This window comes from Pseudoalteromonas sp. BSi20652, assembly GCF_000239855.1.
In the GTDB taxonomy this organism is placed as follows: domain Bacteria; phylum Pseudomonadota; class Gammaproteobacteria; order Enterobacterales; family Alteromonadaceae; genus Pseudoalteromonas.
This window is the reverse complement of record NZ_BADT01000092.1, coordinates 1-25251: the sequence shown is the minus strand read 5'-3', so window position 1 is coordinate 25251 and position 25251 is coordinate 1. Positions and strand designations below refer to the sequence as shown.

20 protein-coding genes and 1 pseudogene are annotated in these 25251 nt (G+C 39.6%); 14 read left to right on the top strand and 7 right to left on the bottom strand.

Annotation, left to right across the window (positions count from 1 at the left end):
* Positions 1 to 71 precede the first annotated feature (71 nt).
* Entirely contained in the window at positions 72 to 2897 is a 2826-nt protein-coding gene (uvrA, locus tag P20652_RS10375; protein WP_008168254.1) for an excinuclease ABC subunit UvrA, read from the bottom strand.
* Positions 2898 to 3060: 163 nt separating this feature from the next.
* On the opposite strand from uvrA, the gene P20652_RS10380 reads away from it, so the two are divergent.
* The 4 genes from P20652_RS10380 to P20652_RS10390 all read left to right on the top strand — a co-directional run bounded on the left by P20652_RS10380 (position 3061) and on the right by P20652_RS10390 (position 7326).
* Complete coding sequence (locus tag P20652_RS10380; protein WP_008168252.1) at positions 3061 to 4428, top strand: MFS transporter; 1368 nt, start codon at positions 3061 to 3063, stop codon at positions 4426 to 4428.
* A gap of 20 nt (positions 4429 to 4448) precedes the next feature.
* Positions 4449 to 5171, top strand: a complete 723-nt coding sequence (gene ssb, locus P20652_RS10385) for a single-stranded DNA-binding protein (RefSeq protein ID WP_008168248.1) — start codon at positions 4449 to 4451, stop codon at positions 5169 to 5171.
* 533 nt (positions 5172 to 5704) lie between these two features.
* Complete coding sequence (locus tag P20652_RS20850; protein WP_237707109.1) at positions 5705 to 6004, top strand: hypothetical protein; 300 nt, start codon at positions 5705 to 5707, stop codon at positions 6002 to 6004.
* The gene (locus P20652_RS10390; protein ID WP_008168242.1) at positions 6001 to 7326 is read left to right on the top strand and encodes an EAL domain-containing protein; all 1326 of its coding nucleotides are present in this window, start codon (positions 6001 to 6003) and stop codon (positions 7324 to 7326) included. The genes P20652_RS20850 and P20652_RS10390 overlap by 4 nt, the downstream gene beginning before the upstream one ends.
* Here P20652_RS10390 and P20652_RS10395 read toward each other — a convergent pair.
* Together P20652_RS10395 and P20652_RS10400 are read right to left on the bottom strand one after the other, a co-directional pair.
* A complete protein-coding gene (locus P20652_RS10395) occupies positions 7323 to 8231 on the bottom strand; it encodes a 1-aminocyclopropane-1-carboxylate deaminase/D-cysteine desulfhydrase (RefSeq protein ID WP_008168239.1) in 909 nt (302 codons plus the stop codon). The two genes, P20652_RS10390 and P20652_RS10395, sit on opposite strands and share 4 nt — an antisense overlap.
* A gap of 132 nt (positions 8232 to 8363) precedes the next feature.
* The gene (locus P20652_RS10400) at positions 8364 to 8600 is read right to left on the bottom strand and encodes a hypothetical protein (protein WP_008168238.1); all 237 of its coding nucleotides are present in this window, start codon (positions 8598 to 8600) and stop codon (positions 8364 to 8366) included.
* Positions 8601 to 8773: 173 nt separating this feature from the next.
* Here P20652_RS10400 and P20652_RS10405 point away from each other — a divergent pair, with 173 nt between their 5' ends.
* From P20652_RS10405 to tldD, 10 genes and pseudogenes are all read left to right on the top strand, one after another.
* Positions 8774 to 9313, top strand: a complete 540-nt coding sequence (locus P20652_RS10405; protein ID WP_008168236.1) for a type II secretion system protein — start codon at positions 8774 to 8776, stop codon at positions 9311 to 9313.
* Positions 9314 to 9782: 469 nt separating this feature from the next.
* Positions 9783 to 11831 carry a formylglycine-generating enzyme family protein gene (locus P20652_RS10410; RefSeq protein WP_008168234.1) on the top strand — a complete coding sequence of 683 codons (2049 nt, stop codon included), beginning with the start codon at positions 9783 to 9785 and terminating at the stop codon, positions 11829 to 11831.
* Positions 11832 to 11965: 134 nt separating this feature from the next.
* Complete coding sequence (locus tag P20652_RS10415) at positions 11966 to 13009, top strand: rod shape-determining protein (protein WP_007586338.1); 1044 nt, start codon at positions 11966 to 11968, stop codon at positions 13007 to 13009.
* Entirely contained in the window at positions 13009 to 13851 is an 843-nt protein-coding gene (mreC, locus tag P20652_RS10420; protein ID WP_173400216.1) for a rod shape-determining protein MreC, read from the top strand. The genes P20652_RS10415 and mreC overlap by 1 nt, the downstream gene beginning before the upstream one ends.
* The gene (gene mreD / locus P20652_RS10425) at positions 13844 to 14323 is read left to right on the top strand and encodes a rod shape-determining protein MreD (RefSeq protein WP_007586341.1); all 480 of its coding nucleotides are present in this window, start codon (positions 13844 to 13846) and stop codon (positions 14321 to 14323) included. The genes mreC and mreD overlap by 8 nt, the downstream gene beginning before the upstream one ends.
* A complete protein-coding gene (locus P20652_RS10430; protein ID WP_008168229.1) occupies positions 14323 to 14892 on the top strand; it encodes a nucleoside triphosphate pyrophosphatase in 570 nt (189 codons plus the stop codon). The genes mreD and P20652_RS10430 overlap by 1 nt, the downstream gene beginning before the upstream one ends.
* A 1-nt stretch (position 14893) precedes the next feature.
* Positions 14894 to 16366, top strand: coding sequence for a ribonuclease G (gene rng / locus P20652_RS10435; RefSeq protein ID WP_008168227.1), 1473 nt, complete (start codon positions 14894 to 14896; stop codon positions 16364 to 16366).
* Positions 16366 to 20222: pseudogene (locus P20652_RS10440) on the top strand (YhdP family protein). Before rng ends, P20652_RS10440 begins: the two are co-directional and overlap by 1 nt.
* A complete protein-coding gene (locus P20652_RS10445) occupies positions 20219 to 21058 on the top strand; it encodes a carbon-nitrogen hydrolase family protein (protein WP_008168220.1) in 840 nt (279 codons plus the stop codon). The pseudogene P20652_RS10440 and the gene P20652_RS10445 overlap by 4 nt, the downstream one beginning before the upstream one ends.
* On the top strand, positions 21055 to 22494 hold the full coding sequence (tldD, locus tag P20652_RS10450) for a metalloprotease TldD (protein WP_008168218.1): 1440 nt from the start codon (positions 21055 to 21057) through the stop codon (positions 22492 to 22494). The genes P20652_RS10445 and tldD overlap by 4 nt, the downstream gene beginning before the upstream one ends.
* Before the next feature lie 51 nt (positions 22495 to 22545).
* Here the strand turns inward: tldD and P20652_RS10455 are convergent, their stop codons facing one another.
* The 4 genes from P20652_RS10455 to P20652_RS10460 all read right to left on the bottom strand — a co-directional run.
* A complete protein-coding gene (locus tag P20652_RS10455) occupies positions 22546 to 23382 on the bottom strand; it encodes a mechanosensitive ion channel family protein (protein ID WP_033017393.1) in 837 nt (278 codons plus the stop codon).
* A 216-nt stretch (positions 23383 to 23598) separates the two neighbouring features.
* Positions 23599 to 23874 (bottom strand): hypothetical protein, encoded by a 276-nt coding sequence (locus P20652_RS20845; RefSeq protein WP_237707108.1) that lies wholly within the window; start codon positions 23872 to 23874, stop codon positions 23599 to 23601.
* A 484-nt stretch (positions 23875 to 24358) separates the two neighbouring features.
* On the bottom strand, positions 24359 to 24493 hold the full coding sequence (locus tag P20652_RS21330; RefSeq protein ID WP_008168212.1) for a hypothetical protein: 135 nt from the start codon (positions 24491 to 24493) through the stop codon (positions 24359 to 24361).
* 201 nt (positions 24494 to 24694) lie between these two features.
* Positions 24695 to 25251 (bottom strand): hypothetical protein (locus P20652_RS10460; RefSeq protein WP_033017389.1); only part of this gene is annotated, 557 nt, incomplete at its 5' end.

Sequence of the window (25251 nt, the reverse complement as noted above, 5' to 3'; positions counted from 1 at the left end):
CTATTTTTAATTAAGTGTAACCTCGACAGTTAAATAACCTTAGTGCCGATTGATTTGTCACAACTAAACCTCTATTTATTTAATAGAGGTTTTAAGTAATGCCCAGTATGTGAACGCTCACATTCGGCTACTTCTTCTGGCGTACCTGCAATGAGTATTTCACCACCGCCAGCACCGCCCTCAGGTCCCAAATCGATAACCCAATCTGCTGTTTTAATAACATCGAGGTTGTGCTCAATAACAACAATTGTATTGCCGTGATCGCGCAGACGATGAAGTACAACAAGTAGCTGTTCAATATCAGCAAAGTGTAAGCCTGTTGTTGGCTCGTCCAATATATAGAGTGTTTTACCCGTATCACGCTTTGATAGCTCGCGCGCTAATTTTACACGTTGCGCCTCACCACCAGAGAGAGTAGTAGCGGCTTGACCTAAACGCACGTACGACAAACCAACGTCCATCAGCGTTTTAAGCTTACGGGCAATAGCCGGTATTTTATCAAAGTAATCATGCGCGTCTTCAACAGTCATCTCGAGCACTTGGTGTATGTTTTTACCTTTGTATTGTACTTCGAGTGTTTCGCGATTATAGCGTTTGCTCTTACATACATCACACGGTACATACACATCAGGTAAAAAGTGCATTTCAACTTTAATTAAGCCGTCACCTTGGCAAGCCTCACAGCGTCCGCCTTTAACGTTAAAGCTAAAGCGACCTACTTTGTAGCCACGTGAGCGGGCTTCTTGTGTACCTGCAAATAACTCACGAATGCCGGTAAATATACCGGTATACGTTGCTGGGTTTGAGCGCGGAGTACGACCAATTGGGCTTTGATCAATATCGATCACTTTATCAAAATGATCTAAACCGCTAATTGATTTATACGGCGCAGCTTCGGCTGTTGTTGCGCCATTTAGCTCTGTATGAGCAAGTTTAAATAAAGTGTCGTTAATTAGCGTTGATTTACCTGAGCCCGATACACCGGTTACACAAGTCATTAAACCAAATGGGATTTTTAAATCCACATTTTTAAGATTATTACCCGTTGCGCCAAATAGCTCTAGCCATTTATCGTTCGTTGGGTGACGTTGTTTTGGTATTTCTATTCTACGTACGCCAGATAAAAATTGGCCCGTAACAGACTCTTTGCTTGCTAAAATATCGTCGCGTGTACCTTGAGCAATAATATAACCACCATGAACACCGGCACCAGGGCCAATATCAATAATATGGTCAGCGGCACGAATAGCATCTTCATCGTGCTCTACCACAATAACGGTGTTACCTAAGTCGCGTAAATGGACCAATGTTTGTAATAAGCGGTCATTATCGCGTTGATGTAATCCAATAGATGGCTCATCTAGTACGTACATTACACCTACAAGGCCTGCACCAATTTGGCTCGCTAAGCGGATACGCTGAGCCTCACCGCCCGATAACGTATCTGCGCTGCGTTCAAGTGATAAGTAGTTTAAGCCAACGTTAATTAAAAACGATAAACGGTCGCGAATTTCTTTTAGTATTTTTTCAGCTATTTGGCCTTTTTGTCCGGTTAGCGTTAACCCTTCAAAAAAGCTCATCGCTTCACCAATACTCATGCACGTGATTGCAGGTAAATTGGTTTTTCCAATAAATACATTTCGCGATTCTTCGCGTAAGCGCGAGCCATGACAGCTAGGACATGCTTGGCTTGTTTGGTATTTAGCAAGCTCTTCGCGTACTGAGTTTGATTCAGTTTCGCGGTAGCGGCGATTCATGTTGTTTAACACGCCTTCAAACTCATGATTGCGCGTAATTAAGTCCCCTCGGTCGTTACGGTAATTAAACGCAATTTTAGTGCTACCAGAGCCATCTAAAATAATTTTTTTCGAGTCGCTGTCTAAATCTTGATAAGGTACATCTAAATCAAAACTATAATGTTCAGCAACCGCTTGCAGCATTTGATAGTAATAAAAGCTGCGTTTATCCCAGCCTTTAATTGCACCGCCAGCAAGGCTTAACTCCGGGTTATGCACTACGCGATTAGGATCAAAATATTGACGTATACCTAAGCCATCACAGGTTTGACAAGCACCAGCGGGGTTGTTAAACGAAAACAAACGCGGCTCAAGTTCAGTCATTGCATAGCCACAAGTAGGGCAGGCAAAGTTTGCTGAGAATAGAATCTCTTCAGCGCTGATATCATCCATATATGCTACATGTGCAACGCCGTTAGACATTTCAAGTGCGGTTTCAAACGATTCTGCTAAACGCTGCTGTAAACCATCTTTTACTTTAAATCTGTCTACAACAACTTCTATTGTATGTTTTTTATGAAGCTCAAGCGTTGGTGGATCAGACAAGTCACATACTTCACCATCTATACGGGCGCGAATATAACCTTGGCTAGATAGCTGTTCTAATAACTTAACGTGCTCACCTTTACGCTCTTTTACTATTGGCGCAAGCAGCATTAATTTACTGCCTTCAGGCAGCGCTAAAACCGTGTCTACCATTTGGCTAACGGTTTGCGCAGCCAGTGGTAAATCATGTGTAGGGCATCGTGGTTCGCCAACGCGGGCAAACATAAGTCGTAGGTAATCGTAAATTTCAGTAATAGTACCTACGGTTGAACGCGGGTTATGAGACGTTGACTTTTGCTCAATAGAAATGGCAGGAGAGAGGCCTTCGATGTGATCTACATCAGGCTTTTCCATAAGCGATAAAAATTGCCTTGCATACGCAGAGAGTGATTCAACATACCGACGTTGCCCTTCTGCATAAAGTGTATCAAATGCAAGTGATGACTTCCCCGAACCAGATAGCCCAGTGATAACTATTAATTTATCACGTGGAATGGTTAGGCTGATGTCTTTTAAATTATGCGTACGGGCGCCTCTGACTTCAATGTTTTCCATGCTATCTCGTTTATTACCAAAGTTATTTACTCAGTATCGCATAATACGAAGCAAGATTAATCCTTGATCAATGAAAAAATCCTTACTTATAGGCGATTAATTATTGCCAAGCTTATGGTAGAATCCCAACCTCAATTTTTCATAGAGTAAGATCACGCAGATAATGACCGCATCTTCACTTAATTCACGAGAAAAACGCGCCGCAGTATCGCTGGCGAGTGTGTTTGCATTTAGAATGCTCGGCTTGTTTATGCTGATGCCTGTATTGGCTATTTATGGACAATCGCTTGAAGGTTTTTCGCCTATTTGGATTGGTTTTGCCATTGGTGCGTATGGTTTAACGCAAGCCGTATTACAAATACCTATGGGTCGATTATCCGATAAAATTGGTCGTAAAAAAGTTATTGTTGGTGGCTTAGTCGTATTTGCCATTGGCTCTGTAGTTGCTGCATTAGCTGACTCTATTCAAATGGTTACCGTAGGCCGCGCTCTTCAAGGTATGGGCGCAATAGCCAGTGCGCTACTTGCGTTTGCTTCAGATTTAAGCCGCGATGAGCAACGACCAAAAGTAATGGCCGTTATTGGTATGAGCATAGGAATGAGCTTTGCCTTTGCTATGCTACTTGGGCCAATTGTTGCCGCTTCGTGGGGTATTGCGGGTGTATTTTGGTTGACTGCTATTTTAGCTGTTTTTGGTATATTTATAGTGACTATGCTAGTGCCAAATGCGGTAAGTAAAGCGCCCAAAGGCGATACATTAGCAAGCTTTAGCGACATTAAAAAATTAATTAAACACCCTCAGTTAGCCCGATTAAATGCAGGTGTATTGCTACTGCACTTAACGCTAACCACAATTTTTGTGGTACTGCCGAGTCAATTAATTAAAGATGGCTTGGTTGCCGACCAGCACTGGTATTTGTATATTCCAGTGCTATTTTTAGCATTTTTATTAATGGTACCAATAATGATTGTGGCCATTAAAAAAGAGAAAGAAAAACAAGCATTTATTGGCTCAGTAGCCTTGTTAACTATTAGTATGTTAGCAATGTCAGTATGGGTTAATAGTGTAGTAGGCATTGCGGTGTGTATGCTGCTTTATTTTGTGGCGTTTAACTTTTTAGAAGCCACTATGCCTGCGCTTGTATCGCGAATAGCACCTGCAAGTCAAAAAGGTTCAGCAATGGGTGGCTACTCATCTAGTCAGTTTTTAGGCGCCTTTTTAGGCGGTATGTTAGGTGGCTATGTAGCACAAACTACAACGACGCAAGCTGTGTTTGCGGCAGCGGCACTTGTTGGGTTAATATGGCTTATTATTGCGTGGAAAATGCAAGTCCCACCCAAAAGTAAAGTTATTAGTTTAATGACCAAATTAGATTCTGAAGAGCATGCTCAAACACTTGCTTCTCAGTTAGTTGCTTTACCAGGTGTAATAGAAGCAACTGTAGTTCGCGATGAAAGTCGCAGCTATTTAAAGATTAATGATAAAGAATTTGACCTAGACCAAGCGCGTAAAGTCGCTGGTTTAATCTAACATTTATAGGAGATGGTTCCATGGCACGCGGTGTGAACAAAGTAATTTTGGTTGGTAATTTAGGGCAAGATCCTGAAGTTCGTTATATGCCTAACGGCAATGGTGTAGCAAATATTACCTTAGCAACTTCGGATAGCTATAAAGATAAGAACACTGGCCAAATGGTTGATAAAACTGAGTGGCACCGTGTTGTGTTCTTTGGCAAATTAGCTGAAATTGTTGGTGAATATTGTCGTAAAGGTTCACAAATTTATGTAGAAGGTAAACTTCAAACGCGTAAATGGACCGATCAACAAGGCCAAGAAAAATACACAACTGAAATTGTTGTAGACGGCTTTACAGGTCAAATGCAAATGTTAGGTGCCCGTGGTGGCGATCAACAAAGCGGTGGCGGTTACCAGGGTAATCAGCCGCAAGGTGGGCAACAAGGTGGTGGTTACCAAGGTAATCAAGGCGGCCAACAAGGTGGTGGTTATGGTCAAAATAATCCAAGCCATGCTCCGCAAAATAGCTACGCACCACAGCAGCAAGCAGCGCCAGCGGCACCTACAGCAAGACCTCAATCTGCACCTGCTCCGCAACACAGTAATCAGCACCAGCCACAAGGTGGTTTTGCACCACAACAAAATAGTGCACCACAAAAGCAAGGTGGCTTTGCTCCTAAACCACAAAGTGCACCGCAAGGTGGCGCATCAAATCCAATGGAACCAACCATTGATTTTGATGACGACATTCCGTTCTAAATGATAGACAAAATACAAAATGTTGAAAAATATTTTAAAGCCGCTATTTAGCGGCTTTTTTGTTTTTATGTGGTTGTTACACAGGTAAAGTTAAAGTAACCCACTTATTTGCGTAGCTAATAGTTATGAGTTTTTAGTCCAATCAACTGAGTTACTGTTTTATATTTGCATTATTTTTCAGATAAAAATTAATTAACCTGAATTTTGGTTAATAGGTTTTCTATGCCATTGAAGTAAAATACTATTTTATCCTATTACTCTCTGGCTAGCGGTTTTTAGTGAAAGTAAGGCGAATTTACGCGTCAATAGCCGAACTATTGCAAATAAGTTCAACACAAATAGCGCTGAAAATAGTAGCTTGAGAAAAATTAATTATCCAGAATTTAAGTTATATATTTAAACTTAATTTGTCACCTTGTACTTATGGCTTTTTTAGACAACACTTTGGTTAGTAAGTTAACAGGTGGGTTGTTATGTATAAGGGATCGTTTTGGTTTTCGAATCAATTTAAGCTGATTTATCTGGCTTTACTTGTGATCTCGTTGATTGGTTTTAACCTTATTTTAGATAATGCATTACACCTAAAAACACACCTCACTGGGCAGCAGCTGATTAAGCAAATTTATGAGTTGCAATTAAACTCACCCATAGATCAAAAAATAATGGCAGCATTGGCTCAAAGCAAAGGCTTTATGCTTACACCTGAGTCGCCATCACTTGTTTTTAAAAACCTTATAAAGCCAGAGCTTGAGGTTTTTTCGTATAAAACACTCAGCATAGGCCTTTACCATTTACCAACTTGGATAATAGAAAGTTATTTATTTTTTTATTGAACTTAGTTATCTTAGGCGCTGCAAGCTCATTTTATTGTTGGGGGAATAGATTAAAACTAAAACCAGTAGCGTTATCTCATAATCTACAAAAAAAAGCAGATTTGCTAAATCAGCAGTATAAACCTGGTTTAATCAAATCGGTAAAAGACGATGAGTTAGGTTCGTTATATGCCGCGGCACCGCAATACCATACTTTATTTATATTGGTTAGTTTGGATAGTCAATTTGATAAAAACACAGACATAAAAGCTAGTTTTGAAATATTTGTAGTGAAGAGTTTTCCGGGCATAAAAAACATATCGGTAAAGCTAATCAACCCAGGAGGCCTAGCAATTACAATTTATAATGTGCCCATTGCAGAGCTCGATCGCTACACCGAGCGTTTGCACAAAAGTATTTTTATTGCTTGTCAAAGTCATCAAAAAAACGCGACTCGCAAAAGTATTAAACTGGGTGCGTGTAACTATCGTTTAGGGGCCGATCAGAAAAAAGTATATCAGTTAGCTCAATCTGCCCTGGCGCTTTCTCAAAAGAGCGTGTTGATTCATCGCCATCGGTTGGCGCTTAGTAATAACCAAGACGTGTTATTTTGCAGTGAACAGGTGATCAATAACATTAAAAAGAATAAATTTATACTTTCTTTTCAGCCTGTGTTTGACCTTATTAGTGGCGATATTATAGAGCACGAAGCATTAATTAGAGTAAGGCACGACACGTATGGGTTACTTGCTGCCCAGTATTTTATTAACCAAGTTGAAAGCAAAGGCGATGCGTTGATATTAGATAAAGCGGTGTTATCGCAAATTTTAACATTAGTGATGGCTGAAAAATCTCCGCTTACAGTGAGTATTAATATACATCCTAATAATTGGCTTAGCGATGAGTTTTGGGATTGGTTAGCCATGAAAATGGATAATCTTAATTTATGTAGCCAGTTACAATTTGAAATGAGCGAAGTGTACTTTTGTAAGAACAGAGAGAGATTAATTAAGACGTTTAATATAATCAAAAAGCACAGATCGCAGATCATTATTGATAATGTAAAAAGTAGTGAAAATATTGCCATGCTTATTGATTATGAAGAGGTGCGTGGGTTAAAACTTAGCTATGAATTAGTGCACTTAATTAATGAAAAAACACATAATCAAAAACGTATAAAAGAAATAGTTAACGCAGGCAAACTATTAAATCTACCTGTTTATGCCGTTGGTGTAGAAACTCAAAAAGAGCTGCGAATACTTGCTAAGCTCGGTGTTACTGGTGCGCAAGGGTTTTATTTTTCAAAACTACTGCAAGAGTTCACGCAGGCTGTATTTCATTAAATTAGCCCTCTATATTTAAGTCCGTCTAAACCCTGTAAACCGCCAGTATGAATGGCTATTATTTTGCTACCTGCAGGAAAATAGTCTTGTTTTATTAACTGCCACAAGGCATACATCATTTTACCACTGTAAATTGGCTCCAAGGGTAAGTCGTGATTTTTCGCCATTTCTTGGCAAAATTGCCATAGCGCAGGGGTAAATTTACCATAGCCACCATCATGAAAATCGCATAGCAGTTGCCAATTAGTTTGTGTGTTTGCTTTGTGACTTAACTTACGTACTTCTTCTTCAAGGTATTTCGCTTGTTTTAATACCGCTACTCCTATTACTTGAGTTGTAACCTGACTGCCTTCAATAAGTCCGGCAAGGGTTCCACCACTGCCAGTAGGGCAAACTAAATAGTCATGTTTGGGTAAGCTTTGAGCTAATTCAGCACAGCCTGGCACAGCAAAATAATTAGTGCCCCCCTCAGGTAGAATATAAGCATTAGGGAAGCGAGCTTGGAGATCTTTCAGGTAGTGAGGATCGTTGCGTAATCTATATTCAATTCTATTAACCACATGAAGCTGCATACCACATTGCTTTACAAATTGAATCGTTGGGTTGCTTTGATCTAATTCAGGGCCGCGAACAACTGCATGTGTTGTTAAGTTAAATAGTTTTCCGGCTGCAGCGCAGGCGTGGATATGATTTGAAAAGGCACCACCAAATGTAAGTAATTCAGTTTTATTCTGCGTTTGCATTTGCGCTAAATTATATTTGAGTTTACGCCATTTATTACCATTTATAAGTGGGTGTAATAGGTCATCTCGTTTTATTTTCAGCTCAATACCTTTATTTTTTAGCCATAAAGCATCAATTGTTTGTGTAATAGTGGTTTCGTTTATTTTGAAAGATGCTGACATTTTAGCTCATTATGAATAGGTAGTATCGATACACCGTATTGATTTTATAGCTTATACATAAAAGTGGCCATATAAAATAGTACTTGATTTGCTTAAAGCGTGTTGATCTTTGGTGGTTGAATTTACAGCTGACTATTGGGTATTAAAGCAAGGCAAAGTCATTGCTGTGTGGCTGTTGATCATAAATAGGCGATAACGCAGCATAAATGCCAAACATGCACAGCCCTTTGGGTTCTTTCTAGAGTCGGTTGACTCTTTGCTGCTTGCATGGATGTAGGTAGGGGAGTAAGCAGAACATGAAAGCTTTGCTTGGCTTTTAGTTATTACACGGAGTAAGCCAGGTAACGCTGGAGCAGTTACTGAGCCCACTAGATTACACACCTCGCGCCGCGATTAAATCTTCCTTGAATTGAATGAATTTTAATTCATAAAGATCAACACGCTCTAATTTTCATTACAGTAAAATAACGTTTAGTAAAGTTTGAGTAGCTTGATTAGTAAACCTGTTCTAAAGTTAGCTAATTGTAAAAGGAGGTTTGATCATGAAAGAGCAATTACTAAAAATAATACACATAAAAAGGCAAGCTGGCTTTTCGTTAGTTCAATTAATCATTGTTATTGTCATTTTAGGGGCTTTAGCGGTGTTCACTGCTCCACGCTTTTTAAACCTGCAGGGTGAAGCGAATGCGTCGATTCTTGAAACACTTCAAGAATCAATTAGTATCGGTATCAACACTGTAAATGATAAGTCAATTATTGCCAGTAATCATAAAAAAGCAACAGCTAGTGTTACGGCTAATAATGGTGGTGTCATTCCTACAGTTTACGGTTACCCAGCAGCAACAGAGGTCGCATTTGAGGCATTTTTAGATGTTATTATCAGCTCTTCTGCAACGCCAGATATAGATGGCTTTAATATTGATGAAGTGACAACTGCAGGTACCGTTGTCATTTACCCTAATAATTATGTGGCGCAAGATAATTGCCGCATTGAATATACGCAAGCTGAACGCGCCAATAGCAATACTCATTCAGTGATTATAACTCCACCTAAAATTACACTTGTTATCACAGGCTGTTAATTAATATTTAGGTATAGGGTAGCCGATGAGCGATTTGTCTATGGCTAAATATATTACTAATAGACTTTAGATTTGAGCGTTCATTATTTGGCAATAACATAGATTTTAAACTTCACTCACTACTCATTTGTATATAAGAACAGCACTACAACAGTCGTGGATTTAAAACAACGGCCTTCATGCACAGTCAAAGGGGTTTGATTAACTTATATTAAAAACAATACTTATGATTGATTAAAATAGTATTTGCAGGGTGATACTACATAGTTTGATCTTTGTACTTTTTTGCAATTTGGTCATTTTAGAGTAAATGATCGGGTTATTTACTGGCGTGAAACACGCGAATAGTTGTAAACTAAGATAATAATTGAACAAAGCTTGTGTTTTGTGCTGCAAGTACATAGCATAAGGCTTTAATTATAAAAAATAATAACGACCAAATAATTGCCGCTTTTTGGGACTGGAATATATGCGAATTACTCCTTTATCTCTGTTGATTACAGCTAGTTTGTTAGCAAGTAGTGCATTTGCACAAGACACCGCTACCGTAACTGGAATTGAGTCAGAGATTAGTGTTAAACAAACAGAATACGATAACTCGACAAGAATACTTGATAAACATTTAAAAGAAGAAAGTCAGTTACAAAATCAATTAGAGCTACTTCGTTCTCGTTCAACTGAGCTAGATAAAGAAAAAAACCAAGCGCTCGATGCGATGAACGAAATGTATCGCCGTTTAATTGATGATCCGACGATTAATATTAGTGCAGCTCAATCACGTTATCAAAAAGCGGTGATTGATCATAAGCAAAATAAAGATGATATTTCTATGCAGTTGGCGGCAATTGCATCCCACCGTAAAGATATAGAACAAATACGTGTTGCCAAGCATACACTTTTAAATACATTAGAAAGTTTAAAAGAGCAATTAACTACGGCTAGAGTGGAGCGTTTACGTAACGAGTTTACACGCGAAGGTACACTTGAGGTTAACCACACTATTAACTGTAAGCGAACAGAAACGCTAGCAGCGTGTGAACAACGCGGTCAGCAAATGGGTTTACAAAAAGCAACGAAGCGTTTTGTTGATCAGATATTTGCAAACTTGACGGAAGAGCGAATTGTTGAGCCAAAGCGTAACTTGGCTGGCGCTCAAGTACAAATATTAAGTAGTCATGTAGTTAACAGTGCATTTAGCGGTCAAGGTAATTACAACGTCAACTTAAGCGTAACGATGCGCGGTGAAGTTAACAGCAGTCGTTTATGTAGCTTATTAAGCATAGATAATCGTTATTGTTCTGAGTATGGCACCCCGTTAACAGCGGCTTATCAGCCTACTTATAATAATACATTTTCCGATAGTCAGTTAACGTTCAGTAACAGCGCGGATAATCGCAGCACGGTCTCTGTTTCTCGATTAAATGAGCAGCCAGTACGTGATTATTCAGTTAAACCTGTATCAGTGAAAAAAGATTACTCTTCTGTTGTTAATCAAAAGAAGGATCAATCAGTCGAGCTGACATTACGATCAAACGTATACGATGATGAAGTGTTTATAGATGGTGTTAGCTTTGGCTCTACTCGCTTAGTGACAAGCTTACCACCTGGAATTCATAACATTGAAATACGTAAACTTGGCTACAAACCTTACCAAGTTCGTGTTGATTTGAATAAAGCACAAACAATTAGTGCAAATTTAGTAAAAAAGCCTAAGTCGATTGCTGCACCGACCTATACTCGAGAGCAACCAGAGGTAACAACACGCCAAGTAAGTGAAAACGTTAACGTATTAAATACAAACGTTGAAACGCCGGTTGTGGTTATTCCTGCAGGCAAATTTAAAATGGGCGATATTAACGGTAACGGTTTAGCCAATGAACGCCCAGTTATTGAAAAAGTAATAGCAAATTCTTTTGCTATGCAAAGTAAAGAAGTCACTGTAGGCGCTTACGAAAAGTTTGTAGCAAATACTGGTTATAAAACCCAAGCAGAACAAAATAAAGGGTGTGCGTATTATTTAAATGGCGAACCAGTATGGGAAGCAAATTTAAATTGGCGTAATCCTGGTTTTGAGCAAGGCAATGACTTTCCTGCTGTATGTTTAACTTATAACGATGCAAAAGCTTACGCTGAGTGGTTATCGGGTCAAACAGGACAGCAATTTCGTTTACCTAACGAAGTTGAGTGGGAATACGCAGCACGTGCAGGAACCGAGACAGAATATCCTTGGGGTAACGAAATTGGTAAAAACCTAGCTAACTGTGGTTGGTGTGGTAGTGAATGGTCAAACAGACGTGCATCACCGGTAGGTTCTTTTTCTCCAAATGCATTTGGATTATACGATACCGTAGGCAATGTATGGGAATGGACCGACAAAAAATCAGGTGAGTCTGATGTAGCAGTAAGAGGCGGAGCGTGGAACTTTGCACCAAGTCTTGCTCGTGCATCTACACGTTTAATTTTAGCGCCTGATTTTAGATCTAACTACATTGGTTTTCGCTTAGTTCGCGAACGATAAAACTCAATTAAGGAAGCGTTGCTTCCTTTTTTCACAAATTCACAAAGGCGCTGCGCTTTATATTGCTCATATGGTTGAGCATGTTAAAGTGAGGCAGCTAATATAAGAACGTATTTCAAAGGTCATCCAGCCTCATGTTTAAAAAACTCCGTGGTATTTTTTCTAACGATCTATCGATTGACTTGGGTACAGCCAATACCCTAATTTATGTAAAAGATGAAGGCATTGTGTTAAATGAACCTTCAGTAGTTGCTATCCGCCAAGAGCGCGCTGGTGGACCTAAAAGTGTTGCATCTGTAGGTACAGAAGCAAAGCTTATGCTAGGTCGTACACCGGGTAATATAAAAGCGATTCGTCCGATGAAAGACGGTGTTATCGCCGACTTTTTTGTAACAGAAAAAATGTTACAACACTTCATTAAACAAGTGCATAACAATAACTTTATGCGTCCAAGTCCGCGCGTACTAATTTGTGTACCCTGTGGTGCTACGCAAGTAGAAAAACGTGCAATACGTGAATCTGCAATGGGTGCGGGTGCTCGTGAAGTTTACTTAATTGAAGAACCAATGGCAGCAGCTATTGGTGCAGGCCTACCAGTATCAGAAGCAACAGGTTCTATGGTTGTTGACATTGGTGGTGGTACAACTGAAGTTGCTATTATTTCACTTAACGGCGTTGTTTACTCATCATCTGTTCGTATTGGTGGTGATAAGTTTGATGAAGCTATTATTAATTATGTACGCCGTAACTTCGGTAGCTTAATTGGTGAAGCGACAGCAGAAAATATTAAGCATCAAATTGGCTCTGCGTTTAAAACCGATGAGCCAATCGAAATTGAAGTACGCGGTCGTAACCTTGCAGAAGGTGTTCCGCGTTCATTCACACTTAACTCACACGAAATCCTAGAAGCTCTACAAGAGCCGTTAATGGGTATTGTGAGTGCAGTAATGGTTGCGCTTGAGCAATCACCACCAGAGCTTGCATCAGATATTTCTGCGCATGGTATGGTACTTACTGGCGGTGGCGCATTGTTAAAAGATTTAGACCGTTTGTTAATGGAAGAAACGGGTATTCCGGTTGTTGTAGCTGATGATCCACTTACGTGTGTTGCACGTGGTGGCGGTAAAGCACTGGAAATGATTGATGTTCATGGTGGTGACGTTTTTAGTTACGACTAATGAAATTAATGTTTGGACGCACAGTCTCTTTGCAACTGCGACTTTTTGTCGCAGTGCTTTTGAGTATCGTACTCATAGTTGGAGACAGATATACGCAAGGTGGTACCGTTGTTCGTACCAGCCTTAATACTCTAGTTAGCCCACTAATCTATGTTGCTAATTTACCCTACGAATTATTTAGCTTAAGTGCTAAAAGCCTGCATACGCGGGATCAACTTCTTACTGAAAACGAAGCGCTGAAAAAAAAGCAAATGCTACAAAGCGAACAGCTTCAGCAATATCAATTTCTAGCCAGAGAAAATCAAAAACTGCGTGCCTTATTGGGCTCCTCTGCAAAGCAATCAAATCGTAAAATTATTGCTCAAGTACTTTCTGTACATTCAAATCCGTATAGCCATCAAGTTGTTATAAATCGTGGTACTACTGATGGGCTCAGTGAAGGCCAAGCCGTCATTGATGAAATGGGTGTAGTAGGGCAATTAACTAAAGTAGGGTCAACTACGTCACGTGTATTACTCATGACTGATACTACGCATGCTACACCTGTGCGTATACTTCGCAACGATGTACGAACGGTTGTCGAAGGCATAGGTAAAATTAACGTAGTTAAGCTCTCGCATGTACCTCACAGCTTAGATGTGCGAATTGGCGATGTACTCGTTACATCAGGTTTAGGTGGTACATTCCCGGAGGGGTATCCGGTGGCTGTCGTAACCGAAATAAACCGTGATGAAGGCCGCCCGTTTGCACAAGTTTTTGCAGAACCTATTGCGCAATTAGATCGCATTCGTTTACTTGTTATTTTATGGCGTAATCAACAGGAGCAAATCAGCGATGATTAACCGTTATTCATTGTTAATTGCGCTAAGCATCTTTTTTGCGTTAATAATGGCATTAATGCCGCTCCCTTTTTCGTTTGAACCATTTAGACCTGACTGGGTTTTACTCGTACTTATGTATTGGTCGCTTGCGGTACCGCATCGTTTAAATATTGGTACTGCATGGGTTGTTGGTTTATTAATAGATTTAGCATCTGGCTCACCGCTAGGTGTGAACTCGCTTACATTTTCAATATGTATATTTGTAACCGCGAGCAACTTTCAAAAAATTCGTAACTTTTCGCTTTGGCAACAAAGCTTATTAATTGGTTTATTTTTAACGCTTTATCATTTAATGCAGTTTTGGCTAAATCACTTTTTGTTAGGGGTTTACTTTAATCCACAGTATTTATGGCCAGTAGCAACCGGAATGGTTAGTTGGTTTTGGGTCTTTTTACTACTTCGTAAATACCGCAGACATTTTAGGATCAGGTAATGACTACCTCAGTATATTTGGCATCAGCCTCTCCTCGCCGTAAAGAGTTATTAAGCCAATTAGGTATTGAATTTACACAATTTAGTATTGATGCAGATGAAAGCCCACTTCCAAACGAGCAACCTAGAGCGCTTGTTGAACGTTTAGCACGCTTAAAAGCAATCTCAGGGGTTAAACTAGGATATAAAGACCGCCCAGTGCTAGGCAGTGATACAGTTGTTGTTATTGACAACGAATCGTTAGGTAAGCCGCGTGATGAGGCTGACTTTACGCAAACGTTAAAGCGCTTATCGGGTAATACACACCAAGTGTTAACGGCAGTTGCTTTTGCTACACAAGAAAAAGTATTAAGCTGTGTGGTAAGTACAGACGTTACTTTTAAAGCCCTTACTGATGAAGAAATAAAAGCTTATTGGCTAAGTGGCGAACCACAAGATAAAGCTGGTGGTTATGGCATACAAGGGTTGGGCGGCCGCTTCGTTACGCATATTTCGGGTAGCTATTTTTGTGTGGTAGGCTTACCTTTATATGAAACCGAACAATTATTACACGCATTTTTAAGAAGGTAACATGAGTACAGAATTACTGATCAATGTCACACCGAGCGAAAGCCGTGTTGCCCTAATAGAAAATGGTGTACTGCAAGAAATACAATTAGAGCGTATCGGTAACTTAGGGATTGTAGGCAACATTTACTTAGGAAAAATAAGCCGGGTGCTTCCGGGTATGCAAGCTGCTTTTGTTGATATCGGCCTTGAAAAAGCTGCATTTTTACATGCATCAGATATTGTTAATAGTGCTTCTATTGTTGAAGGGGTCGACGACGTACCAATAAAAAAAGTACAAGATATTAGGGAGCTAGTTCGTCAAGGCCAATACATCATGGTGCAAGTGGTAAAAGATCCGCTAGGCACTAAAGGCGCAAGACTCACTACTGACATTACTATACCTTCTCGCTATTTAGTGTTTATGCCAGACGCGACCCACGTAGGGGTTAGTCAGCGTATTGAAACGGAAGAAGAGCGCTCACGCCTTAAAAAAATAGTCGCAGAATATGGCGATGAAAATGGCAGTTTTATTGTTCGTACAGCAGCCGAAGGTGCTAGCGAAGTCGAATTACGACACGATGCCGGTTTTTTAAGAAAACTGTGGGAAAAAATTACAGCTCGCCGTAAAAAAACCAGTAAAGCGAGTATTTTACACGAAGATTTAACGCTTGCCTTTAGAACCCTACGTGACTACGTAGGCGAAGATATGGAGCGCATTCGCGTTGACTCTAAGCTTACCTATGAAGAGCTAAAGTTATTTACTGAAGAGTTTGTTCCACAGCTTTCTCAAGTACTCGAATACTACCCAGGTGAGCGGCCTATATTTGATTTGTTTGACGTTGAAAACGAAATTCAAAAAGCATTGCACCGTAAAGTTACATTAAAATCGGGTGGTTACATCATTATTGACCAAACAGAAGCGATGACGACTGTTGATGTTAATACAGGTGCATTTGTAGGACATCGTAACTTAGAAGAAACGATTTTTAATACCAACGTAGAGGCAACGTCAGCTATTGCCCGCCAACTTAGGCTACGTAATTTAGGCGGTATTATCATTATCGACTTTATTGATATGGTCAGTGATGAGCATAAGCGCCGCGTATTACATTCACTTGAATCTGCACTGGCAAAAGATCGCACTAAAACGAATATCAATGGGCTTTCTGCACTTGGGCTTGTTGAAATGACGCGCAAGCGCACACGCGAAAGCTTAGAGCATATTTTATGTGATGTATGCCCTGCGTGCTCAGGTCGAGGTTCGCAAAAAACAGTTGAAACGGTTTGCTACGAAATACTACGTGAAATAGTGCGTGTTAACCGAGCATACGCTGCCGACAAGTTTATGGTGTACGCTGCGCCTGCTGTGAGCGAAGCCCTATTAAACGATGAGTATCATAACCTTGCTGAGCTTGAACTATTTATTGGTAAGCAAGTTCAAATTCAAACAGAGAGCTTATACAGCCAAGAGCAGTTTGATGTGGTAATGATGTAATGAAAGCAAAAGCGGTCTGTTTTTTTTGTTTTAGAAAGTTATGGCAAACCTGCGCCATAATTTTGGTATTACTGGCCGTTATTGTTTCTATTTTAAAATATACCCTCCCGTATGCAAACGACTACAAAGGCGATATAGAAACCTACCTACATGATAAGTTTGCAATAAGCATTTCAATCGGCGCCATATCAGCAAGTTGGCAAGGTAATGGCCCCGCTTTAGTGCTTGAAGACCTATCGTTTAAAGATAATGAAACCGCGCCTATTTCACTCACTATAGCTAAGACTAGTTTAGAGCTTAATTTGTGGGAAAGCTTAAAAACGCTGCAGTTAAAATCTAATTACTTTGTAATCAACGGTTTTCATACCAGTGTTAACGTTGCAAACTTATTTGAAAACAGCGACAAAGGCGAAGTATCGTTTGAACAAAAAGAATTAATTGAGGGGCTTTTTTAGGTGATACAGGCCACTTTGCTATAGAAAACTCGAGCATTAATTTTGTATTAGCGGATGGAAAAGAGCGCAAATTATTACTTGAGAATATTATTTGGCAAAATGAAGATGAGCAACATTTAGGCAGCGGAACGCTCGCATTGCCAGGTATATCGGTGGGGACTTTTGATGCACGTATTGCACTGACTGGTGAAAGTATTGAGCAGGTAGCTGGAGACATGTATGTACAAGCGAATAAGGTAGATGTGTCTAATTGGCTTGCACAATATATTAATACCGAAAAACAGCAATTAAGTAGTGATATAAATTTACAGGCTTGGCTCAAGCTTGAAAAAGGCCTTGTAAGTGATATAAAAATGCAATGGTTACCGAGCTTTGTGCGATGGAAAAATGCAGAGCAAAATCAACAAGTCAGTTTAAGCGAAGGAGGATTTCATTTATATCCTGAGCATAACAGCTGGCATTTAAAAAGCACCGGTTTAACATTTAATAGTAATAATACAACCTGGCCAAGTTTAGAGTTTGAAGCACAACTCGGTGCCCAAAACCAAATATGGTTACAACAAGTTGATTTAGAACTACTTGCTAATTTAGCCGAGCTTACCAGCTTTGATGCGCTTGACCCTTTTCTAAGTCGTCAACCTAGTGGGCAAATAAAGCAAGCCCACCTAATTTTTAACGATTTTAAGCAGTGGCAATTATGGTTTGAGGCCAATAATATTGGTTGGAAAGAATTGGATTCTGTACCTGCCGCTCAAGGTCTGCGCGTAAATGGTTTTCTCAATCAAAAAAATGGTCGTATTGCTTTATTTGGCGAAAATGGCACCCTCGTTACAGGTGACAGTTTTAGTGAAAATATACCTTACAACCAATTAAATGTTGAGCTTGATTTAGCTAAACAGGCAGATGCTTGGCATATCAGCAGTGATAATATTTGGTTTGATAATAACGAAGTGACATTAGCCGCTGAAATGCAACTTAGCTTTGGTGAAGCACCTAGGCTTGATTTATATGCAGAAGTGTTTGCTCCAGATGCAAGTATAGTAGGCCATTATTTTCCGCTTAAAGTAATGAGTCCAGGCCTTGTTAGCCATTTAAACGGTGCAATTAAAGCCGGTGAGATATCTAAAGCACAGATTTTATTTGCAGGGCCGTTATCCGGATTTCCGTTTACTGATGGCTCCGGCCAATTTGATGTCGTGGCGCAAATAGACAACGCAACGTATCAATTTGATCCAGATTGGCCAATGGTGACTGATGCGAATATAGCACTGCATTTTGCTAATGAGCGTATGGATATTTATAGCCAGCAAGGTAAGTTGGTTAATTTAGATATTGGTAATAGTGTACAGGTAAGCATTGCAGATTTAATGCATGCTGACGAGTTAATTGTACAAATCGATAAAAAAGCACAGATGGAGAAGTTGCATGACTTCTTTGCAGCGACACCTATTGCCAAACCTCTTGCTGAAATTTTTAAAGTTGTACAGGGCAAAGGGGAAGCCGATGCCAGTATTGAGCTTTTGGTAGGCTCTAAGTTTAAAGGCGGAGCCAGTGTTAGCGGCAAAGTTAATTTAAATGACTTGCCAGTATTTATAGCAACGCCAGGTATTGAGCTTAAAAACTTAACTGGCGAGCTTAATTTTAAAAACGACAATATCACACTTAAAAATGCGACTGCGAAGTGGTCGGGTATGCCGCTAAATATTAATTACAGCAGTAAAAGTGATGCAAAAAATTACCAAGCAAACATAGATATAAACGCTAAAATTGACGCCGATACATTAATTGATAGTGGACAGGGTATATTAAAAAATTATTTAAGCGGGCAAAGCGATGTTGATATTGGCTTAGTTCTTAATTTTACCGAACAAGGCTTTAATTACCACGCTCAGATAAACTCTGAGCTACTTGGCTTAACGAGTAACTTACCTGCACCTTATGATAAAAATAGCGAACAAGTGTGGGCACTTGATGCAGTAGTACAAGGTGATGACATTTCTAATCTCATTACAGCAAACGCTAACCAACAGTTTTACTTTAATGCCATTTTAGAAAATGGTAAATCACAGTTTAGTAACGCCCATTTTGTGCTCGGAAAACAAGATTTAGGATTAAATCAAAAAGATTTAAGCGTAAATATAAATCTTGAACAGAGTGAATTAGTGCCTTGGTTCAATCTGATTGATCAAATAATTAAAGCGGGTAAAGCAAACCCAGATAAAGAATCAAAAGGGATTATGCCACCGCTTAATGAGGTGGTCGCAAATATAGGTATGCTTGATGCGAGTAACATCATCTTTAATGATTTTGAAATGCGTTTAGCACCATCAAAAGACGATCTATACCTAAAGCTAAATGCTAAAGAACTTAGAGCTGGCGTTTTTATTCCTACATCACAGCCTAGCCAGCCCATACGAATTAATGCCGATTATTTAAGGCTTAATTTTGCACAGCCTAGTGAGCAATTAATTGAAATAACAGATGTACTTCCTGAGGAAGACTTAAGCTGGCTTACTAAAATACCTGCCATTGAGTTTGAATGTAGTGACTGCAAAATTGATCGCTACCAGCTTGATAAAGTGAGTGCGTCATTATTGGGTGATGGCGAGCGTTTATCAATATCAGAACTTGTAATCGATAAAGGCGATCATGTACTGCGCACTAAAGGGCAGTGGCAAAATGGATTAACAACGCTAAGTGGCGAGCTTAAAAGTGATGACATAGGTGCACTGTTTGGTGAGTTTGATATAACCTCCGCGATTAAAGACTCAAAAGCCGATCTTAATTATGATCTTACTTGGCAAGCAGCACCTTATGATTTTGATGTAAAAAGTTTAAGTGGCGAGATAGCTTGGGATTTAGAAGAAGGTCACTTAACTGAAGTGAGCGATGGCGGGGCACGCGTATTTTCGTTACTGAGCCTCGATTCATTAGTACGCAAACTGAAACTCGATTTTAGAGATGTATTTTCAAAGGGCTTTTTTTATAACAGCATGCAAGGCACTATGCAGTTAGAAAACGGTATCGCTTACACTAAAGATACCAAAATGGACGGCGTACCCGCTGATTTAACTATTAAAGGGTATGCAAATTTAAACACGCTTGATATAGATTATGACCTTGCTGTGGCGCCTCAGGTAACCTCGAGTATTCCGGTTATCGTTGCATGGATGGTAAACCCAGTAACAGGGCTTGCTGCCTTAGCAATTGATAAAGTTATTCATTCTGCGCGCGTGATCTCAGAGATCAACTTTAAAGTGACGGGTAAAATGAACGATCCTATTGTTCAAGAACTCGATAGAAAAAGCCGTGAAGTTACGCTACCGCAAGCTGCGCAAAATCAGCCACAAGCATCAGTCGATTTAAAGCTTAAAGATGCACAAGTAACAGCAACGCAATGAACAACACTGAAATACTAAGCACACCTACAATAGTTGCCCTGCAAATGTCATCAGGGTTAAGCCCTGATGACAACATAGCAAGCTTGAAGCGTGCACTTAAAACACTTCCCGCAACAAGGCCATTACTTGTTTGTTTGCCAGAGGCTTTTTTAGTGTTTAGTAAAAGTGGTAACGATACGTTACGTGTTGCTAAGCAAATTGAGCAATACAAATTACAACTTAGTGAATTGTGCCAACACCATAATATTTGGTTAAATGCAGGCACAATGCCTGAACCATTTAACAAACATAAATATTATGCAGCATCGCACTTATATAATAATCAAGGCGAGCTGGTTGCAACGTATAACAAAATACATTTATTTGATGTAAACGTAGATGATCAAACAGGGAACTATCGAGAGTCAGATTTTACCCAAGCAGGTAGCGATGTGGTTGTTGTTGATTCTCCCTTTGGTAAAATAGGCTTAACAGTATGTTATGATCTGCGTTTTAGTGGCTTATTCAACGAACTAGTTCGCCAAGGTGCCAATATTATTTTAGTCCCGAGTGCATTTACAGTCCCTACTGGGCAAGCACACTGGCAGCCGTTATTAACAGCGCGCGCAATAGAAACACAATGTTATGTAGTTGCAGCGGCTCAACACGGTACACATGAAAATGGCCGGCAGACATACGGTCACAGTATTATTATTTCACCTTGGGGAAATATCCTGAGTGAATTGCCAACAGGCACCGGTTTTATAAGCTGCAACGCAGATTTAGACCAGTTACAAAAAATTAGACGAGATATGCCCGTGCAGTCTCATCAACGATTTAGAGAGCATTTATTATGAATTCGGTTGAACAGCATTTATTACACGACAGCCAGCTAAATAGAGAAGAGCTCGAAAAAACGCTCGCTTACATACATCAGCATAAAGTGGATTACGCTGATTTATATTTTCAATCAAGCCACCACGAATCATGGGTGCTTGAAGACGGCTTAGTTAAAGAAGGCTCTTATAACGTTGAACGCGGCGTTGGTGTGCGTGCCGTAAGCGGCGAAAAAACGGGTTTTTCTTACTCTGATGCAATAAATCTCGAAGCACTTAATAAAGCGGCTACAGCGGCTCGTAGCATTGCAGATGCTGGCGAAGATAGAGCGATTAAAGTATTTAGTGATGTTAAAGTTAAAGAGCAATTTGCACCGCATCAGCCAATTTCGAGTATGAGCGATGCCGACAAGGTGAGCTTATTACGCGAACTTGAAAACTACATTCGTGAACTAGCACCCGATGCAGAGCAAGTCATTAGTTCAATGTCGGCGGTATACGAAGAAGTATTAATAGCGGCAAGTGATGGTACGTTTGCGACCGATATTCGCCCGCTTATTCGTTTAAACTGCTCAGTGCTGCTTGAAAAAAATGGTCGCCGTGAACGCGGTGGCGCAGGTGGTGGCGCACGTTTAGATTATGGTTACTTTAAAGAGCTTGTTGATGGTAAACCACGTTGGATGGAATTTGCCGAAGAAGCAGTACGCCAAGCTAAAGTAAATCTTGAGGCTATTGATGCACCTGCAGGTACTATGGAAGTTGTACTTGGTAATGGTTGGCCTGGCGTGCTTTTACACGAAGCGGTAGGGCACGGACTTGAAGGCGACTTTAACCGCAAAGGCGCGTCTGCGTTTAGTGGTAAAGTGGGCCAAAAAGTAGCATCTGAGCTGTGTACTGTTGTTGATGATGGCACAATGGCTGATCGCCGAGGCTCACTTAATGTGGATGATGAAGGCACACCAGCCGCTTACAACGTACTTATTGAAAACGGTATTTTAAAAGGTTACATGCAAGATAAGTTAAATGCGCGTTTAATGGGTGTAAGCCCTACAGGTAACGCACGTCGTGAGTCGTATGCACATTTACCAATGCCTCGCATGACTAATACTTACATGTTAGGTGGTGAGCACAGCCAAGCCGATATTATAAGCTCAGTTAAAAAAGGGGTATTCGCGCCTAACTTTGGCGGCGGACAAGTTGATATAACCTCAGGTAAGTTTGTATTTAGCGCATCAGAAGCGTATTTAATCGAAAATGGTAAAATTACGCAACCAATTAAAGGCGCAACGCTTATTGGTAATGGACCAGAAGTAATGCAGAAAATATCGATGGTTGGTAACGACTTAGCACTTGATAAAGGTGTTGGTGTTTGTGGTAAAGATGGTCAAAGCGTACCGGTAGGCGTAGGCCAACCAAGCCTTAAAATAGATCAGTTAACTGTAGGTGGTACAGCATAAAAATATGAGCGCGAAGTTAATTCGCGCTTTTTGTTTTAATGAAGGTGGAGTTTAGGCTTCTCCTTCACCCTCTTTATTTTTTTCAGCCTCTTTATACCATAATGCAAAAAAGCACTCTGTTAATTTGTGCTCTATTTCGAGCGCTTGTTCTGTAGGGCAAAACAAGGTAAAGCTGGCTTTAAACTCACCTAACTCAGTGGTACCAAAGTGAATTACCGGCTCAGGACCTGAAATTTTTGCATCTAATTTACGTTCAATCATCGAATTATAGCGACTTGCAACTTCTTGAAACTCTTCGCAGTACAGTTTAGCTTGTTTGGTCAATGTGTCGTGAATTGGGTATGGATTAAAGCTTTCTCTGCGAACAATAATAAAGTGATGTGTAACAAAGCGTTTAACAAAATTTAAGTTTTTTATTGAGCTGGTGATCAGTTTGTTGTTTGGGATATAAATTGTTTTTCTTGAAAATTGATACGTGTTTATATCAATTTCATGCATCGTTGTTTTTATCCAATCTGTTTCAGCTACCTCACCAAAATAATCACCTACCTGAATCCAATCGCCGACTCTAAATGGTCGGGTTGTTACCAGGTAAAAAAAGCCTATTACACATTGAATAAACTCACGCGTTGCAAGTACTATGGCGACTGCAAAAGCTGCGATCGATAGCGCAAAGTTTTGAATCTCAGTTGACCATATAAACAGCAGCAATAAAACCATTGTAAAATTAATAAAGTGCTTAATATTGTGGGAAATATAGCGAATGTCTTTTTCTTTCTTTTCTGCGCGGTTTTTCGCTAATTTATCAACAAGTACTTTTAATCCAAGTGCAAGGCTAAGCATAACAATTGAAACAAGAAATGGGTGTAGCAATATATCAGTAATCATAATATCCAGTTGTAGGTATGTTGATAAACACACGCTAGTATATTGAGCTGTTAAACCAATTAGCAAATTTAGTGCAAAAAAAGTAACCAATAAAAATGGAGCTACGTTATTGAATTACTTCATCAGTGCCATGTTTGTGATTTTTAGCCATTCTTTTTTGGCATATGAGCACAAGCTCAATGGCTGAAATAAAGATTAGAGTATAGCCAAGAATTTCTATTCCTTCTTCAACAATTTTTTTACTACACGTACATAGTCATCGCCCATTACTGAATGCCATAATGCATCTGTGCCAATTGTTCGCGAAAATGCGAGTAAAGTAACCATGCCAGACAAACAAATCCCATAGCTAGGGGGGAGGCTATAGGCTTTTAAAGAGTTAAAAATACTCCCTCTGTTTGCTATTAAATAAACAAATACACCAGCCAACATTGAATAGACGATACTTTGCCAAGCGTCATCAAAAAAAGTATGAGCCGAGATAGGTATCAAACTCTCTTACAAACATCATTGCCTACAACGCCGTAAGTAATACAGCTTAAAGAAGTTAAAATATCTTACGTATGTTCAGTGAGCGTTTCTTCACTGTAAAGTGCGTTTTGTTGTAACTCAAATCCTTCAAGTTGAATCAAAGAGGCAATACCCGTTAGGCATAATAAATAAAAGATCGCAGTCAAAACATAAATAACCAAGAGAAACTATAAATGCGCGGGATTCTAATCGTTAAAATGCTTTAAAGTCAAAACAAAATTTAAATTTTTAATATTTTATTGGTCTAAATTTTTTAATTTTAAAATAATGACTTAGATATTTATTTAATGTTGAGTGGGTGTTTTTAATGTGACGTTTAAAGTGGTTTTTTGTACAAAATATAACAAGTATTTAAAAGCATTAAAAAGCCCTTACTATTTACTTAGCAAGGGCTTTTTATAATTGAGAACTTAGAGTTTAGCGCCTAGCGCATTGTTATAATGTCTTATACGGGGTGAATCGCAACAACGGCATCAAAATCAGCTTTAGTTGCGCCCATCTTCATTGCAACTGCAAGTGCAGTAATAGACTGCGCTAAGTTTTGTATTCCAGTTGACCAAACAAAAAGCAGTAACAACATAATTACTAAGTTAATAAATTCCTAATTGATGAGGTGTTAATAAAAATAACAACCGAGCATTCTAGGTAAACCTTGCTGATTTAACCACTATAGATAAGTAATAAAAACGATTGCACAGACAGAGAATGGATAGGGTGTAGCCCATCAGTAGTTAAAAAATCTGCAACAGAGCTGCAAGGTATTTTCATTTATTAACAATGGCTACCATTGTTTTTTATCTAACCATTTACTCATTACTTGATCGTAGGCGTTGGTTATTTTTGTGTTAGCACATTTGATGCTTAGCATGTAACTATCAGGTAGGTCATTTTTTGGCATGACACCAGCTCCAATCGACACCTTCTTAAAACACCTATCGCCTAAGCGATAGATGGTGAATTGCATACTTTGTTGCTCAATTTTTAATGGGTCTATGGCATTTTTTTGATGCTCTTTTGGGACTGTGATCCGCTGCGGTTGAGTTAAAGTTTGTGACATTTGAGGTGTTAATGGAGATGTATTGTAGTGCTTATTTAAAATACTCTTTAGGCCTAGTTTGAGATCTATTTTTTTGTAGTTGTTAGTGTCTATAGTTGGCTTAGGCGTTGCACGTTCTCTAATTTTTATAATGGCATTAGCTGCAGAGGTAATAGGTTTTTCAGACGTTCTCATCAGTGAAGATTCTTCCTGCTGGTTTATGGACTTTTCTATTACAGGCTGCGACTTAGTCTTTGCAGCAACGCTGACCATATATGCTTTGAGTGGGGGGGGCGGGTCTC